The sequence below is a fragment of the Pseudomonas sp. SD17-1 genome, from assembly GCF_029201585.1.
Taxonomy (GTDB): Bacteria; Pseudomonadota; Gammaproteobacteria; order Pseudomonadales; family Pseudomonadaceae; genus Aquipseudomonas; species Aquipseudomonas palmensis.
Genome location: NZ_CP104044.1, coordinates 1,044,820 through 1,059,336, shown reverse-complemented (window position 1 = coordinate 1,059,336; position 14,517 = coordinate 1,044,820). Strand labels below are relative to the sequence as shown.

General features: G+C 65.8%; 16 protein-coding genes. 6 read left to right on the top strand and 10 right to left on the bottom strand.

Going from position 1 to position 14,517, the window contains the following annotated elements:
• Window positions 1-220: 220 nt before the first annotated feature.
• The gene (locus N0B28_RS04665) at window positions 221-1,432 is read right to left on the bottom strand and encodes a YeeE/YedE family protein (RefSeq protein ID WP_054916313.1); all 1,212 of its coding nucleotides are present in this window, start codon (window positions 1,430-1,432) and stop codon (window positions 221-223) included.
• Window positions 1,433-1,494: 62 nt separating this feature from the next.
• On the bottom strand, window positions 1,495-2,184 hold the full coding sequence (locus tag N0B28_RS04660; RefSeq protein WP_052504326.1) for a type II CAAX endopeptidase family protein: 690 nt from the start codon (window positions 2,182-2,184) through the stop codon (window positions 1,495-1,497).
• Between the two features lie 217 nt (window positions 2,185-2,401).
• On the opposite strand from N0B28_RS04660, the gene N0B28_RS04655 reads away from it, so the two are divergent.
• The 3 genes from N0B28_RS04655 (at window position 2,402) to N0B28_RS04645 (ending at window position 4,374) form a co-directional block, all read left to right on the top strand.
• Window positions 2,402-3,121: an SDR family oxidoreductase gene (locus N0B28_RS04655; RefSeq protein ID WP_043864432.1), complete on the top strand. Its 720-nt coding sequence runs from the start codon at window positions 2,402-2,404 to the stop codon at window positions 3,119-3,121.
• Window positions 3,122-3,222: 101 nt separating this feature from the next.
• Window positions 3,223-3,750, top strand: a complete 528-nt coding sequence (locus tag N0B28_RS04650; RefSeq protein ID WP_088515299.1) for a UPF0149 family protein — start codon at window positions 3,223-3,225, stop codon at window positions 3,748-3,750.
• A gap of 99 nt (window positions 3,751-3,849) precedes the next feature.
• Window positions 3,850-4,374 carry a hypothetical protein gene (locus N0B28_RS04645; RefSeq protein WP_100633011.1) on the top strand — a complete coding sequence of 175 codons (525 nt, stop codon included), beginning with the start codon at window positions 3,850-3,852 and terminating at the stop codon, window positions 4,372-4,374.
• Here the strand turns inward: N0B28_RS04645 and N0B28_RS04640 are convergent.
• The 5 genes from N0B28_RS04640 to N0B28_RS04620 form a co-directional block, all read right to left on the bottom strand.
• The gene (locus N0B28_RS04640) at window positions 4,352-6,754 is read right to left on the bottom strand and encodes a TonB-dependent receptor (RefSeq protein WP_275730607.1); all 2,403 of its coding nucleotides are present in this window, start codon (window positions 6,752-6,754) and stop codon (window positions 4,352-4,354) included. The genes N0B28_RS04645 and N0B28_RS04640 overlap by 23 nt on opposite strands.
• 90 nt (window positions 6,755-6,844) lie before the next feature.
• Window positions 6,845-7,819, bottom strand: coding sequence for a FecR domain-containing protein (locus tag N0B28_RS04635; protein WP_275730605.1), 975 nt, complete (start codon window positions 7,817-7,819; stop codon window positions 6,845-6,847).
• Entirely contained in the window at window positions 7,816-8,334 is a 519-nt protein-coding gene (locus N0B28_RS04630; RefSeq protein WP_043864428.1) for a sigma-70 family RNA polymerase sigma factor, read from the bottom strand. Before N0B28_RS04630 ends, N0B28_RS04635 begins: the two co-directional genes overlap by 4 nt.
• 67 nt (window positions 8,335-8,401) lie before the next feature.
• Window positions 8,402-8,989: a hypothetical protein gene (locus tag N0B28_RS04625; protein ID WP_275730602.1), complete on the bottom strand. Its 588-nt coding sequence runs from the start codon at window positions 8,987-8,989 to the stop codon at window positions 8,402-8,404.
• 70 nt (window positions 8,990-9,059) lie between these two features.
• The gene (locus N0B28_RS04620; RefSeq protein WP_275730600.1) at window positions 9,060-9,869 is read right to left on the bottom strand and encodes an AraC family transcriptional regulator; all 810 of its coding nucleotides are present in this window, start codon (window positions 9,867-9,869) and stop codon (window positions 9,060-9,062) included.
• A gap of 82 nt (window positions 9,870-9,951) precedes the next feature.
• On the opposite strand from N0B28_RS04620, the gene N0B28_RS04615 reads away from it, so the two are divergent.
• Window positions 9,952-10,875 carry a DMT family transporter gene (locus N0B28_RS04615; RefSeq protein ID WP_054916306.1) on the top strand — a complete coding sequence of 308 codons (924 nt, stop codon included), beginning with the start codon at window positions 9,952-9,954 and terminating at the stop codon, window positions 10,873-10,875.
• Here the strand turns inward: N0B28_RS04615 and N0B28_RS04610 are convergent.
• Together N0B28_RS04610 and N0B28_RS04605 are read right to left on the bottom strand one after the other, a co-directional pair.
• Window positions 10,787-11,332 carry a sterol desaturase family protein gene (locus tag N0B28_RS04610; RefSeq protein ID WP_054916305.1) on the bottom strand — a complete coding sequence of 182 codons (546 nt, stop codon included), beginning with the start codon at window positions 11,330-11,332 and terminating at the stop codon, window positions 10,787-10,789. The two genes, N0B28_RS04615 and N0B28_RS04610, sit on opposite strands and share 89 nt — an antisense overlap.
• Before the next feature lie 29 nt (window positions 11,333-11,361).
• Window positions 11,362-11,991 carry a TetR/AcrR family transcriptional regulator gene (locus N0B28_RS04605; protein WP_229589525.1) on the bottom strand — a complete coding sequence of 210 codons (630 nt, stop codon included), beginning with the start codon at window positions 11,989-11,991 and terminating at the stop codon, window positions 11,362-11,364.
• Window positions 11,992-12,119: 128 nt separating this feature from the next.
• Here N0B28_RS04605 and N0B28_RS04600 point away from each other — a divergent pair, with 128 nt between their 5' ends.
• Together N0B28_RS04600 and N0B28_RS04595 are read left to right on the top strand one after the other, a co-directional pair.
• Complete coding sequence (locus N0B28_RS04600; RefSeq protein ID WP_229589524.1) at window positions 12,120-13,202, top strand: sugar phosphate isomerase/epimerase; 1,083 nt, start codon at window positions 12,120-12,122, stop codon at window positions 13,200-13,202.
• The gene (locus tag N0B28_RS04595; RefSeq protein ID WP_116052872.1) at window positions 13,199-14,041 is read left to right on the top strand and encodes an alpha/beta hydrolase; all 843 of its coding nucleotides are present in this window, start codon (window positions 13,199-13,201) and stop codon (window positions 14,039-14,041) included. The genes N0B28_RS04600 and N0B28_RS04595 overlap by 4 nt, the downstream gene beginning before the upstream one ends.
• A gap of 73 nt (window positions 14,042-14,114) precedes the next feature.
• Here N0B28_RS04595 and N0B28_RS04590 read toward each other — a convergent pair whose 3' ends face one another.
• Window positions 14,115-14,507 carry a lysozyme inhibitor LprI family protein gene (locus N0B28_RS04590; RefSeq protein ID WP_275730596.1) on the bottom strand — a complete coding sequence of 131 codons (393 nt, stop codon included), beginning with the start codon at window positions 14,505-14,507 and terminating at the stop codon, window positions 14,115-14,117.
• Window positions 14,508-14,517: the final 10 nt, after the last annotated feature.

Here is a 14,517-nt window from a genome sequence, read left to right as displayed (position 1 = left end):
CAACCCATGCCACTTGAATTTCACATATAAATCAATGAGTTACGCACAACAGAAAGCGGTATGGCTGGATGCACGGCAACAAAGTGTTGGCCAACTGTTCGCAGTGCAACAGTACGACAGCGGTCAGTTGCTCCCCATACACCGCGCGCCTATTCGCAGTAAAGGGCGGGCATGAAAAAACCGGCTACTGCGAGCCGGTTCCCATGCAGTACCGCCAGCCTCAGCCGCCGCTGGCTGCCACGCTCTTGCGTTCAGCCACGAAGAACAGCGGGCGAATCCGCACCCCCACCACGTTGCCGGCATACGCCGCCACCAGCCACAGCCAGCCATGCACGCTGCCCGAGGCGATGCCGCTGAAGTACGCGCCGATGTTGCAGCCATACGCCAGCCGCGAGCCGTAGCCCAGCAGCAGGCCGCCGATCACCGCGGCCAGCAGCGAGCGCATCGGAATCCTCAGGCTCGGCGCGAAGCGCCCGGCCAGGCCTGCTGCCAGCAACGCACCCAGCACGATGCCGATGTCCATCACCGTGGTCACGTCCTCCCACAGCGGTGCAGCCAGGGCCTTGGCGTTGCCCGGCATCTGCCAGAACGCCCAGCTGCCCACGTCCACGCCCAGCCCGCTCAGGGTCTTGGCGCCCCACAGGGCGAACGCCGAGGTGATGCCCCACGGCCGGCCCGCCAGTGCCAGGGTCGCGTAGTTCAGCAGCGCCAGGCCGATCGCGCCCCACACCAGCGGCCACGGGCCACGCAGGAAGCGACGCAGGCCCTCATGCTGGCTGCCTGCCGGGGCCTCGAGGGCGCCGTGGCGACGCTTCTCCAGCACCACCGTGCCCCAGGCGATCAGGCCGAACACCACCAGGTTAAGCACCAGCGCGGGGGCCACGCCAAAGGTCTGCACCACGGAGGTGGCCGGGAACGACGGCAGCGCGAACCACCAGTCGGCGTGGTGGGTTGCAGTTACCGAACCGATGATGAAGAACAGCAGCGTCACCAGCATGCGCGCGTTGCCACCGCCCACCGTGAACAGTGTGCCTGAGGCACAGCCGCCGCCCATCTGCATGCCGATGCCGAAGATGAACGCACCGAACACCACCGACACCCCGGCCGGCGCCACCAGCCCGGTCACCGGCTGGCCGAACAGCGTGCCGGCGCCCAGGGCCGGAAAGAACAGCAGCACGGCGATAGCCAGCATCACCATCTGCGCGCGCAGGCCGGCGCCACGGCGCTCATTGATGAACACCCGCCAGGCGGACGTGAAGCCGAACGCGGCGTGGTACAGCGTGAGGCCCAGGGCGGCGCCGACGATCAGCAGCAGCACCTGTTTGATGCCCACGCTGGCATTCAGGAAGACGGCGCCGACCACCAGCAATGACAGCGCAACCAGTGGCGCGCCGAGACGGCGCTCAGGCGCCGCAGAGAGAGAAAGACCCATGACGATACTCGGATATAGACGGAACAGGCCGCGAGTATACCGTCACCAGCCACCGTGCGGGCTCACGGATAGAACAGCGGGTACATCGCAAGCGCCAGGGTCGAGGCGCAGGCATGCATCGCCATGGGCACCAGCAGGCCGCCGGTCCTGATCCGCGCATAGGCCAGCATCAGGGCGAGGATGAACAACAGCACCACGGTCGACCTGAAGGTGTACTGCAGGTGGATGGCGGCAAACGCCAGGGCGCTGACCACGATCGCCACCACCGCCCACAGCGGCTTGCGGAACGGGAACAGGTTGAGCAGAAAATGCCGGAATGCCAGCTCTTCGCCCAGGGGGGCGAGCACGATGACCATGCTGGTCAGCAGCACACGATCGGCCAGCGAACCGGCACCGAGCAGGGTCATGAACTGCAGCATGAACGGCTCGGCGGGCTGGTCGACCAGGGCGGCGTAGTTGTAGGCCAGCAGGTAGACCACCACCACGCTGGTCAGGCCGAGCCAGAGGGCCTTGTAGCTGAAGTTGGCCCCCCTGAAGGCATGCCCGGCCAGCGGGTTGCGCCGCAGCAACAGGTACAGCCCGCCGATGGCTGCACACGCCACCAGGTGGGCGCCGAACAAAGCCAGGGTGAAGTCCAGGCCACTGCCGAACAGAAAGGCGCCGGCGAACTGCGCGGTGAAGTACAGCAGCAGACCCAGCAGCGCGAGGCCGATGCGCTTGCCGGCGGTGCTGGCGATGTAAGGGGTGGTCACGGGACTTCCTTGTACGGGGTTGTTCACAGCGTTCTCCTTGGTGGGGGGCGCATTATGGCGAGTTTCGCGGCTGCTGCGCAGCCCATCGCCGGCAGCCGGCTGCTACAGGCTAAGCGCTCAAGTAGATTCACATCTGGATACATCCGGCCATTTGCCATTCCCCTCGCCCTCTGTTTGCATCCGCGCTCTCTCCCCGTGCAGACAAGGAAATCACCCCATGAAAACCCTGGTAGTCGGTGCCAGCAAAGGGCTGGGCAAGGCCCTGATCGAAGGCCTCGGCGAGGCGGGCGACACGCTGGTCGGCGTGTCGCGCACACGCCCCGACGGCATCGCCGCCAAGGCCGGCGTGCAGTTGAACTGGGTCGAAGCCAACCTGGCCGAGCCGGCCAGCGCCGCGCACGCCATCGCCCAGGCTGTGGCAGAGCACGGCCTCGACACGCTGATCTACAACCTCGGCATCTGGGAAGAGCTGGCCTTCGACCCGGCCTACGACTTTCTCGGCGACAGCGACGCGCAGGTACAGGCCATCGTCAGTTGCAACATCACCGCCACCCTGCTGCTGATCAAGCGCCTGCTGCCCACCCTGTTGCGCAGCGCCACCCCGCGCATCATCCTCACCGGTTCCACCTCCGGCCTGCCCCAGAGCGGGCGCCCCGAGGTGGCCTTCGGCGCCTCCAAGTTTGCCCTGCGTGGCATCGCCGATGCGCTGCGCGAAGGCTACCGCGAGCAGCGCCTGGCTGTGACCTGTCTGAACCTGGGTTACCTCAACACCGAAGACCCGCTCAGCACGCCCCGCGACGTGGCCGAACAACGCGGCGAAGGCCAGCTGATCCCCGTGCACGACGTGGTGCAGGTGGTGCGCATGGCGCTGAGCCTGTCGTCGGCCAGCTACGTCAAGGAGCTGACCTTGCCGGCCCTGCTCGACGAGCGCTTCTGAGCGCTGATCAGCACGCTGGATAAAAACCGGCGAAAGCGCCATCCTTCCCGCCTTTTACGCGCAGCCTGGCTGCGCCCACCGTTATGTGAAGGACCTTTTTCATGCAGACGCTCAACGACACCGACTTCGAGTTCATCGAAGACATCCTGCTGCAGTATGGCGATGACCATTCGGTGCTCAACGCCTCGGAACTGGACGGCTACCTCACCGCGCTGGTGTCCGGCCCGGCGCCTGTGGCTATCGACGAATGGTTCCCGGGGATCTTCGGTGGTCGCCAGCCGGAATGGGAAAGCGCTGCAGACTGCCAGCGCTTCGTCGAGCTGGTGACCCTGCACGCGAACAACCTGGCCCAGCGTTTCTCGCCACGCTTCGAGGAGACCGAGCACAACGGCCAGCCGCTGACGCTGGCCGAAGAGTGGTGCTTTGGCTACCTGCGCGGTGCAGGCCTGGCCAACTGGCCGGCCTTGCCGGCGGCGCAGCAGGTGGCACTGGATGTGATCGAGACCTGTGCCGCACAGGACAACTTCGAACTGCCGGCCGACCTGGATGTGGTGCTGCATCGCCAGCGCGTGGCCGCCATCGAGCCGGCGGCGCGGGCGTTGCAGGGGTACTGGGCGACGCAGCGCTGAAGCGGGCAGCGCCCTTCGCCGGCAATGCCGGCTCCTACGTAGGAGCCGGCATTGCCGGCGAAGAGTCCTGCAGGCATACCACCCGGCAAGGAGCCAAGCATGCCCACCACCCTCACCGCCGCCTTCCCCCACCACCTGGCCCGCGAAGTCCAGGACCTGGCCCGGCACCTCGACCTGCCCAACGGTGACCAGGGCATCGCCGTCACCCTCGACGGCGAACCCCTGACCCTGCCCTACCGCCTTCACCTGCCGGCTGCCGATACAGCCCGGTCACTGATCCACGCCTGCCTGCTCACCCGCCACCCCGACGGCCACGTGCGCGAGCGTTACCTGCAGCAGATCATTCGGGCACCAGAGACGTGGGTCATCCCGTTCGTGTTCCAGCTCACCGGCGAATACGTGATCGAGCTGCTGGCGCTGTGCGAGGCCAACCTGTCGACCCTGGACGCCAGCGCCTACGGCCGCTTCTTCAACGACAACCCCGCCTACTTCAGCCTGACCCGCGCACGCATGGTCAGCTACTGGGATTGCTACCACCGCAGCCGCCACCCGCACCTGCGCAGCTACGTGGGCACCCGCCTGTTCCGCGCCTTCAGCGACTTCACAACGACCACTTCACGGTGAACATCACATTGCGCGGCTCGCCGAAGATGTTGGCCCCGGCCGGGTTGCTGATGCTCTGGTAGTAACGCTTGTCCGCCACGTTGTTGAGGTTGGTCTGCAACGTCACCGCCGGCGTCACGCGGTACTGGGCCATCAGATCGACCACGCTGTACCCGCCCTGCTTCACGCTGTAGCTGGTATAGGTGCGGCTCTGGGTGCGAAAGGCCCCGCCCACGCTCCATTGATCGAGGTCGCCCGGCAACTGGTAGCTGGTCGCCAGCTTGAACAGGTTGTACGGCGAATCACTGTCGAAGCGGTCACCCTTCTGCGCCGAGCCGGTGGCCTTCACATACTCGGCCGCCGCATAGGTATAGCCGGCCGACGCCTGCCAACCCGGCGCCAGTTCGCCGCCCAGCTCCAGTTCCAGGCCGCGGGTACGAATTTCGCCGGCCGCCTCGTAGCAGGCATCCATGGTCGGGCAATCACCTGCCGGCAACGACTTGGCCAGGTTCTCCTGGTCGAGCTGGAACAGCGCGAAACTGGCGTTCAACGCACCACCGAAGTACTCGGCCTTGAGCCCGGCCTCGTAGTTGGTGCCGGTTACCGGCGCCAGCAGGCCACCGCTGCTGTTCTGGTACTCCTGCGGCTTGAAGATGCGCGTCCAGCTGGTGTAGACCGAGTAGGTGTCGTTCAGGTCATAGATCAGCCCCGCATACGGGGTGACCTCGCGGGTGGCCTTGTAGTCGGCGCCGAAGGCGTAGGCCCCGACCTCGGTGTGCTGCTGGTACTCATACCAGTCCAGGCGCGAGCCGAGGATCAGCTTCAGGTCATCGCGCAGGTTGAAACGCACGGCGGTGTAGGCACTGGACTGATCCACCTTGCCCTTGCGTGACCAGTTGTAGTCGATGGCCGGCCGGGGCACGTCCTTGTAGTGGAAGTTGTTGGGGTCCACGACATAGTTGAAGCTCGCATCCGGGCCGCCGCCAGGGCCGTCGTCGGTATCGTCGCGGCGGTAGCTCGCCCCCACCACCAGTTCATGGGTACGCCCGAACAGGCTGAACGGCCCGCTGGCATAACCATCGATACTCTTCTGCGTATGTTCGTAGGAGTAGCGCCCCACATTCAGTTGCAGCTCGTCGGCGGTCGGGTCGAGCCGGTAGTAGCTGCTTCCCAGCATCTCCAGGTTGGCCTTCAGCCAGCTGGCGCTCAGGCGCAGGCGCCAGTCGTTGTCCAGGCGATGTTCCACCTCGGCGAACACGCTCTTGTTGGTCTTGTCCCAGTAGGTCCAGTCGGGGCTGAAGCGCGACGAGCGGGAAATGTCGAGGAAGCTGCCATCGGCATGGGTCGGGCTGCCGTTCCAGTCCGCGCCGGGGTTGTCCTCGCGGTTGTAGTAGCCGCCCAGGGTCAGCGTGGTGGCGTCCGACAGGTCGAATTCGGTGATCCCGTACAGCAACTGGCGCTGGTTGCTGTAGGCATCGGTAAAGCTGTTCTTGTCCTGGTAGCTGCCCACCACTCGCCCGCGTACGGTACCGGCATCATTGAGGCTGCTGCTGGCGTCGATTTCGGTACGGTAGTTGTCCCAGCTGCCGGCTGCTGCCGTGAGGGTGATCTGCGGCGCCAGCGTGGGGCGCTTGCGCACCAGGTTGAGGGTACCCGACGGGTTGCCCGAGCCCACCATCAGGCCGGAAGCCCCGCGTACCACCTCCACCCGGTCGAACATCGCCAGGGTCGCGGTGCCCAGGGTGTCGCTGTCGTAGGCGATGGGCAGGCCGTCGACCATGATGTTGTCGATGGCCGCACCGCGCGAGTAGAACTGCGGGCGCTCGCCGCCGGTCTTGCGCAGAGTCAGCCCCGGCGTGTAGCTGGCGATGTCGTCCAGGGTCTGCATGTTCTGGTCGTCCATGCGCTGGCGGGTGACCACGGTCACCGACTGCGGGGTTTCCCGGGCCGAGGCCTTGAACTTGGTGGCCGTGGCCATGCTGGCGGTGGTGTAGGAGCCAGTGTTTTCCGTGACCTCGCCCAGCGTACTGCCGGTGATGCTGGTGGCACCCAGTTGCAGCGCATCACTGCTGTCGGCCTTCTCCAGGGTCAGGGTGCCGTTGTCGGTCACGCGCAGTTGCAGGCCGCTGCCCGCCACTGCCTGGCGCACCGCTGCCTCGGCGCTCAGTTGCCCGTTCACCGCCGCGCTCTGGCGCCCGCGCAGCAACGCCGGGTCCACCACCAGGGTGCTGGCGCTTTGCCGGGCGATCTGGCGCAGGGCCTGGTCCAGCGGTTGCGCCGGTAACGCATAGCGCTGCATGGCTGGGTCCGCCCAGGCGCGGTTCAGGTCGAGGGAGCAGGCAGAAACGGCAACCGCGACAGCCATTGCCAGGCGCGCGGGGCTCAGGAGTTGGGGACGCATGTGAAGGGCTTTCCTCGCAGGAAGTGAATGGGCGTTTCCTGCTATGTCCAGCGAGCCGAAAAAAGCCTTCACCCTGGCGGAATGTTTTTTTCAGCGCAGGTCGATCAGGGTGATCGGCCCGAACGCCTCGACACTGATCGGCAGCACCTGCGCCAGCGATTGCAGGGCGCGGTCGCTGTCGTCCAGCGGGAACACCCCGAACACGCGCAGTTGCGCCGCCGCCGGGGAAACCCGCAGCACGCCGTAGCGGTAAGGGCGCAAGGTATCGATCACGCTGCCCAGCGACGCGTCGTCCACCTCCAGGCGACCTTCCATCCAGGCATCCAGGCGGCCTTGCTCATTGCCCAGGGGCGAGAGTGCATCGTCGGCAAAGCGCAGGGTCTGCCCGCTGTCCACCACGATGCTCTGCCCGGCGCGGTTACGCACCTGCACGCTGTGCTGCTGTACGCTGACGGCACTGCGCTGATCCAGCGTGGCGACACTGAAGCGCGTGCCCAGGGCCCGCACCCGGCCTTGCGCAGTGACCACCTCGAGGGGGCGGTGCGGGTCGCGGGCCACCTGGATGTTCAGCTCGCCGTGACGCAGATGGATCACCCGGGCTTCGGCACTGAACGCCACCTCCACGGTGGTGCGCGCATTGAGCAGCAGCACGCTGCCGTCGGCCAGTTGAATGCGCCTGCGCTCGCCGGTGCCGCTGTAGTGGTCGCTGAACACGGCGTCCAGCGGCATGCGCCGTTGTACCGTCAACAACGCCGGCAGGCCCAGCATCAGCAGCAAGGCGCTGCCGCCGCGCAGCAACCGGCGCCGCTGCAGCGACAACCCGCTGCTGCGCAGGGCGCGGGTGGCCGCACTGGCGCTGCCGGGCACTTCCAGCAAGGGGTTCAAGGGTGTGTGGGTGGCCTGGGTAACCGCCTGCCAGGCCTGGCGATGGCTTGCGTCCAGCGCCTGCCACTGCTCGAAGGCGTCGCGGTCGGCTGCCGTCGCCGCCCCCGAGCCCAGGCGTACGCTCCATTCGATGGCTTCGCGCACCGCCGGGGTCAGCGCTGCCAGGCTGCGGCCGCTCACGTGCCCGCGCCCAGTTGCGCCAGGTAGCAATGGGTCACGGCGCGCCGCACCCAGCGCTCGACGCTGCTCAGCGACACCTGCATCTGGTCGGCGATCTGCTGGTGGGTCAGGCCCTCCAGGCGGTTGAGCAGAAAGGCATGGCGCACCTTGGCCGGCAACCCGGCCAGCAAGGCATCCACCGCCTCCAGCGCCTCGCGCAGCACCGCCAGGGTTTCCTCGCACGGCGCCACCGGCTCGGGCAGGTTGGCCAGCGCTTCAAGGTAGGCGCGCTCCAGCTCGCCGCGACGCCAGAAGGTGTACAGCACCCGCTTGGCGACCATGCACAGGAACGCCCGCGGCTCGTCCAGCTGGCCCAGGTGCGGCGAAGTCAGGGTACGCAGGAAGGTGTCGTGGGTGAGGTCCGCGGCATCGGCGTGGGAATTGAGCCGACGGGCCAGCCAGCCGCGCAACCAGTGATGGTGTTCAGCGTACAGCAGGTGCAACGGGTGCTGGGCGGACGGGCGCGGGTTGGACATGCGAGAGGCACACTAATGGTAATTGTTCGCATTCTTATCCCTCGCCCTGGGATTTGCAAGCCGTGCCCTACTCGCGGCAACTGGGCGAGCCGCCCCAGCGCATGTTGCGAATGCAGAAGTAGCGGTCCTTTTTCAGGGTCACGGGGGCGATCGTGCAAGGCAGCACCGCCGGGTCGATCTCGATCGACATCTCATCGGCCGCGTAGCGATCGTCATCGAATTCGATCACGCAGGTGCCGTCCTCCTGCGCCCGCTCGGGAAAGCGCAGGCCCTGTACCACCTGATCGCCCATCTTCACCCGCAGCGGGCTCGGTGCCGATGAGCTGCACGCCTTGAGGGCCGGATGGTTGACGGTTATCCACAGGGGGTACTTGCCGCCTGTGCGGTCAGGGAACAACGGAATGAACAACAGCGACTGGTAGGTCGACTGACCGTGATTCACCACCTTGAGCCACAACGGGCTGGCGTTGCAGGTGGCGCCCAGCGACGCGCCGTAGCGCAGCTTGGGGTCGGTGTGGTCCTGCCAGCCGCCCAGGCGGTCGGGCTTCCAGTCATGGCCCCATTTGTATTCGGTACAGCCGCCCAGGGTGAGCAGCAAGCACAACAGCGTGGCGATACGGTGCACGGTGAAGTCCTTCCTTGGTGGAGCATCCATCGGGAACACATTGTCGGGGCCAGGCGCCTCGCCGGCAAGGCCGGCTCCTGCACGCCGGCTCCTGCACGAGTCAGCCGCGCTGGAAGCAGCCCGGGGTGATGCCGACCACTTTCTTGAAGGCCCGGGTCATGTGGCTCTGGTCGAAGAACCCGCAACGCAGCGACGCCTCGGCGATGCCCACGCCACTGCGCAGCAACTGCTGCACCCGCGCCACCCGCGTCTGGATCTGATAGCTGTGCGGCGATACGCCCACGCTCTTCTTGAACACCCGTATCAGGTACAGCGGATCGAGCCCCACCCACTGCGCCAGGTCGTTCAGCGCGATGTTCTGCGCGTACTGCTCGTCGAGCATCTGCCGCACCCGTCGCACCACTTCGCGTTCGTCGGCCACCGCCCGGGGCTGCGGCCCGCCGCACCGCTCGAACAGCTGGCTGACCAGGTGCAGCAGCACGCTCTCGCGCTCAAGGCTCGAACACGACTGCTCGATAACCTGATGCTGGTGCAGGAAGGCCTGGGCAAAGCCCATGTCGTGGGTCAGCGTCTGCTGGAACAGGTGGATATGCCCGTCACCGAAACGCCCTTCGAACACCGCACGGTTGAGCCACTGCGGGTCGAGGTAGAGCATGCGGTAGCTCCAACCCTCGGCGCTGCCCGGCACGCCGTCGTGCATCTCGCCCGGGGTCAGGGTGACGATGCTGCCGGCGGTGCCCAGGTGCTGGGTGCCACGGTAGAAGAGCTTCTCCACGCCCGCACCGATCACCCCCACCGCGTAGCGCTCATGGGAATGGCGGCCGAAGGCCCGTGCGCTGTAGCGCGCCGCCAGCAATTCACAGCCTCCTTCGGGGACGCGCCAGAAGCGCGAGAAGTCCTGTTGCTCCATGGCCTGTCCAGTTTTGTGCAATACGCGCGCAAGGCGGGTGGATAAATTTGCCCGACTTCTTCGCAACAGACCAGAGAAAACCATGCAGTCATCCAACGGGGTCACCCTCTCCAGCAACCGGGCCATCGTCGAACTGACACTGGGCGGGCTGATGCTCAGCCTGTCGGCGCTGGCGGTGGCCTTCGCCCATATCGGCGCCGGGGGCGCGGGTTTCTACCGGATGCTGATCGCCTCGGTGCTGTTCTACCTGCTGCTGCGGGTGAGAAGGCAACCTGCTCGCCTGGCCCACCCCAGGGCTCGACGCTACACCGCCCTGGCCGGCGTGTTCCTGGCCATCGACCTGATCCTGTGGCACCACAGCATCTACATCGTCGGGCCGGGCATCGGCTCGATCCTGACCAACTGCCAGGTGTTCTTCATGACATTGCTCGGGCTGTGCCTGCTCAAAGAGAAACCGTCGCTGTATTTCGTCGCCTCGATCAGCCTGGCCTTCGTCGGCCTGTACCTGTTGCTGCTGCCGGAGATGGGCAGCGCGCTGGGTATCCAGGGCGTGGTCTATGGCGTGCTGTCGGGGCTGGCCTATGCCGTGTGCGTGTACTACCTGAAAGTCACCACCCAACTGCCCCAGGGCGGCGGCGACAAGATCGCACAGATGCTGCACCTGAGCCTGTGGGCGGCCGGGGTGATGCTGGGGTACGCGCTGTTGCGGGGCGAGAGTCTGGCCATCGCCGACCAGCAGACCTTCTACATGCTGGTGATCTATGGCGTGCTGGTGCAGTTCGTCGGCTGGTTGCTGGTCAACCGCTCGATTGGTGCCATCAGCCTCGGGCTGGCAGGGCTGATCCTGCTGCTGGAGCCGGTGATCACCTACTTCATCGACGTGGCATTTCTGGACAAGGCCAGTTCGGCCATGCAGATCACCGGGGCGCTGGTGACGGTGCTGGCGGTGTACATTGGCTCGATAAAGCCGCCGAGCAAGGCCCCGGCGCTGAGCGAGCCGGCCTGACACGGCGCTCGCGCAGCTGCTGCCTGAGCACATGCAGGGGCGGTGCGTAGAGGAAGCCGAACGACACGCTGTGCCTGCGCCCCTTCACCGCGTGGTGCATCAGGTGCGCGTGGTACAGCCGACGCAGATAGGGGTGGCGCGGCCTGGGGCGGGCGGGCCAGTGGCGGTGCACGATGCCGTCGTGCACCAACACGTAGATCAGCCCGAACCCCGCCACCCCGGCGCCCACCCACTGCAACGGGTCGTGGCCGGCATTGCCCAGCACGATCAGGGTGATCGCGGCCAGGGCCAGGATCAGCAGGTAGATATCGTTGGTTTCCAGCGTGCCCAGGTGCGGTTCGTGGTGCGAGCGATGCAGAAACCAGCCCCAGCCGTGCATCACGTACCTGTGCGCCAGATAACCGACACCTTCCATGGCGACCAGGGTGCAGAGAAAAATCGCGAAGTGGGCAATCATGGTCGGTACGGGGTTGGGAAATGACGGTGTCAGGGTATTTTATCGGCGGCCGATGGTCCATGCCCACCGGTAGCCAGGGCCAGCATCTGCATGGCCGGCGCCACCGCCTTGAGCAGGCGCTCACGTGCGATCCCGTCGCGGGCCTGCACCGACAACCCATGCAGCAGCGTGGCAAAAAAATCGCCCAGCGATTGCACATCTACCTCGGGTTTCAACTCGCCCGCCTCGGCCGCCTGCTGCAAGCGCTGAATGATCGACAAGGTTTTTTCGCGGCGGTGGTCGGCCAGCCATTCACGCACGGCGTCGTTGTCGGCCGAGCAGTTGGTGGCTGCCGACACCACCATGCAGCCCAGTGGACCCGCTGGGCGGGTGTACAGGTCGACGGCATCGAGCAACAGCCGCTCGATGGCCTGGTAGGCCGTGGGTTGCTCGCTCAGCGCCTGGGTCGAAAATGCGCCCTCTTCGCGCTCATACAGCTCGATGGCCTCCTTGAACAAGCGCTCCTTGGAGCCGAACGCGGCATAGATGCGCGCCGAAGCGATACCCAGCGCAGCCACCAGGTCGCTCATGGACGTGGCTTCGAAACCGCGCGCCCAGAACACATCCCGGGCGGTGCGCAACGCGGCTTCACGGTCGAACTGGCGTGGTCGGCCTGCCATCTCGATAGTCTCCAACCAGGAATGAAGGCGGCATTATCCGTAATTGTTTGTCGAAAGACAAAGAATACTTGACGACGCGCAGGCTGCATCCTTATTGTTTGTCGATCAACAAACAATAGGAGTTCCACATGATCACGTTGAAAGGCCCCAGCCTGCATCTGGCGCAATTCAGTGCCGAACAGGCACCGTTCGACTCACTGCCCAACATCGCCCGGTGGGCCGCGCACATGGGCTTCAAGGCGTTGCAGATACCGGCCTGGGACAAGCGTCTGTTCGATGTCGAGCTAGCCGCAAGCAGCCAGGCCTACTGCGACGACATCACCGCCATGCTGGCCGAACACGGGCTGGTGATCAGCGAGCTGACCACGCATCTCTTTGGCCAGCTGGTGGCGGTACACCCGGCATACGACGCCTTGTGCGACAGTTTTGCACCGGCCCACCTGCAGGGCGACGCGGCTGCCCGCAGTGCCTGGGCGGTGCACCAGCTCACCTGCGCGGCCATCGCGTCGCGGCGCCTGGGCCTGAGCGACATGGGGACTTTTTCCGGTGCACTGGCATGGCCGTACGTCTTTCCCTTCCCGCAACGCCCCGACGGCCTTGTTGAAACAGCCTTCGCCGAGTTGGCCAGGCGCTGGCTGCCGGTGCTCGATACCTGCGCCGAACAGGGCATCAACCTGTGCTTCGAAATTCACCCCGCCGAAGACCTGCACGACGGCGCAAGCTTCGAGCTGTTTCTCGAACACGTCGGCCACCACCCGCGCTGCAAGATGCTGTTCGATCCCAGCCACCTGATCCTGCAGCAACTCGACTACCTGGCGTTCATCGACCACTACCGGGACTACATCCGCATGTTCCACGTCAAGGACGCCGAGTTCCTGCCCACCGGCAAGCAGGGCCTGTTCGGCGGTTATCAACCCTGGCTCAAGCGCGCCGCACGCTTCCGTTCGCTGGGGGACGGGCAGGTCGACTTCAAGGGCATCTTCAGCAAGCTGGCCGAATACGACTACAGCGGCTGGGCCACGCTGGAGTGGGAGTGCTGCCTGAAAAACCAGCACGATGGGGCACGTGAAGGCGTGGCGTTCATCAACCGGCACATCATCCAGGTCACCGACACGGTGTTCGACGACTTTGCCGGTACCCCGGTGGCGCCGGCGGTCATCGCCAGGATGCTCGGCCTTGAAGGCAACCCTGTCGGGGAGCTGCAACGATGAGCACGCACACTCACCATTACGCCCATGTGCACGGCCTGCGCCTGCACTACGTCACCCAGGGCGAAGGGGCACCGGTACTGCTGATCCCCGGCTGGCCACAGACCTGGTACACCTGGCGGCACGTCATGGCGGCCCTGGCCGACAACGGTTACCAGGCGATTGCCGTGGACCTTCCCGGCATGGGGCTTTCCGACAAGCCGCTGGACGGCTACGACACCGGCACCTGCGCCGCCCGCCTGCACGCGCTGATGGGGCAACTGGGGCACGAACGCTATGCCGTGGTGGGCCACGATGTGGGCATGTGGGTGGGGTATGCCCTGGCCAGCGATTTTCCGGGGGTGGTGAACCGGCTGTGCCTGAGCGAAGCGGTGATTCCGGGCCTGGCGCCGGCGCCGTCGATCTTCGCGCCGCCGGAGCAGAACATCTTCCTGTGGCACTTCATGTTCAACCAGTTGCAGGACCTGCCCGAGGCGCTGATTACCGGGCGCGAAGCGCAGTACCTGAGGTTCATGTTCGAGAAATGGGCTGTGCGCCTGGATCGGGTGGCGGTGGATACCTATGTGCAGGCGTACTCGGCGCCGGGGGGCTTGCGTGGCGGGTTTGCCTACTACCGCGCGATACCCGAAACGATTCGCCAGAACCAGCAGCGCGGGCAGGTGCCACTGGGCATGCCGGTGCTGGCGATCGGGGCGCAACTGGCAACCAATGATGCGCCGCGGGTAACCCTGGAGGGGCGCGCCGCCACGTTGCAGGGCGCGATCATCGAGGGCTGCGGGCACTTTGTGACCGAAGAGGCGCCCGAGGCATTTGTCGGGCACCTGCTGCCGTTTCTGCGCTGAGGGTTGCGGCGCGGCCTTCGCCAGCAAGGCGCGCGCCTGTCATCGAGCGCGTGCCATTGCCGGCGAAGGGCGTTCAAGGCGCCTGCAATGCCTCCAGCTCATCCGCGCGTTCGGAGGTCATGCGCAGGCGGCAGCCACCGCCATTGAGGATGTCCATGGTGCCGCCGGTCTGCGTGAAGTAGAAATCGCAGTTGCTGTCGATGTACTTGATCCACGCCCGCTGCGCATCCCGGAGCTTGCCCTGCTGCACCGGCCCAAACGCGGCCATGGCCTTCTTGTAGACCTGGTTCAGGCGTTTGTCCTGGCGGGCGATCTCGGCGTTGTTGCATTCGTTCATGCTCACCGTGGTGTTCGCGGTGTCCATGCAGGCCTTGTAGGCCTCCGAAGCCTTGTCCTGCGCCAGCGTCAGCGGCGCAACTGCCGCCAGCGACAGCACCGCAACCCCCATCATCCGCTTGATACTCATGGCTTGCCTC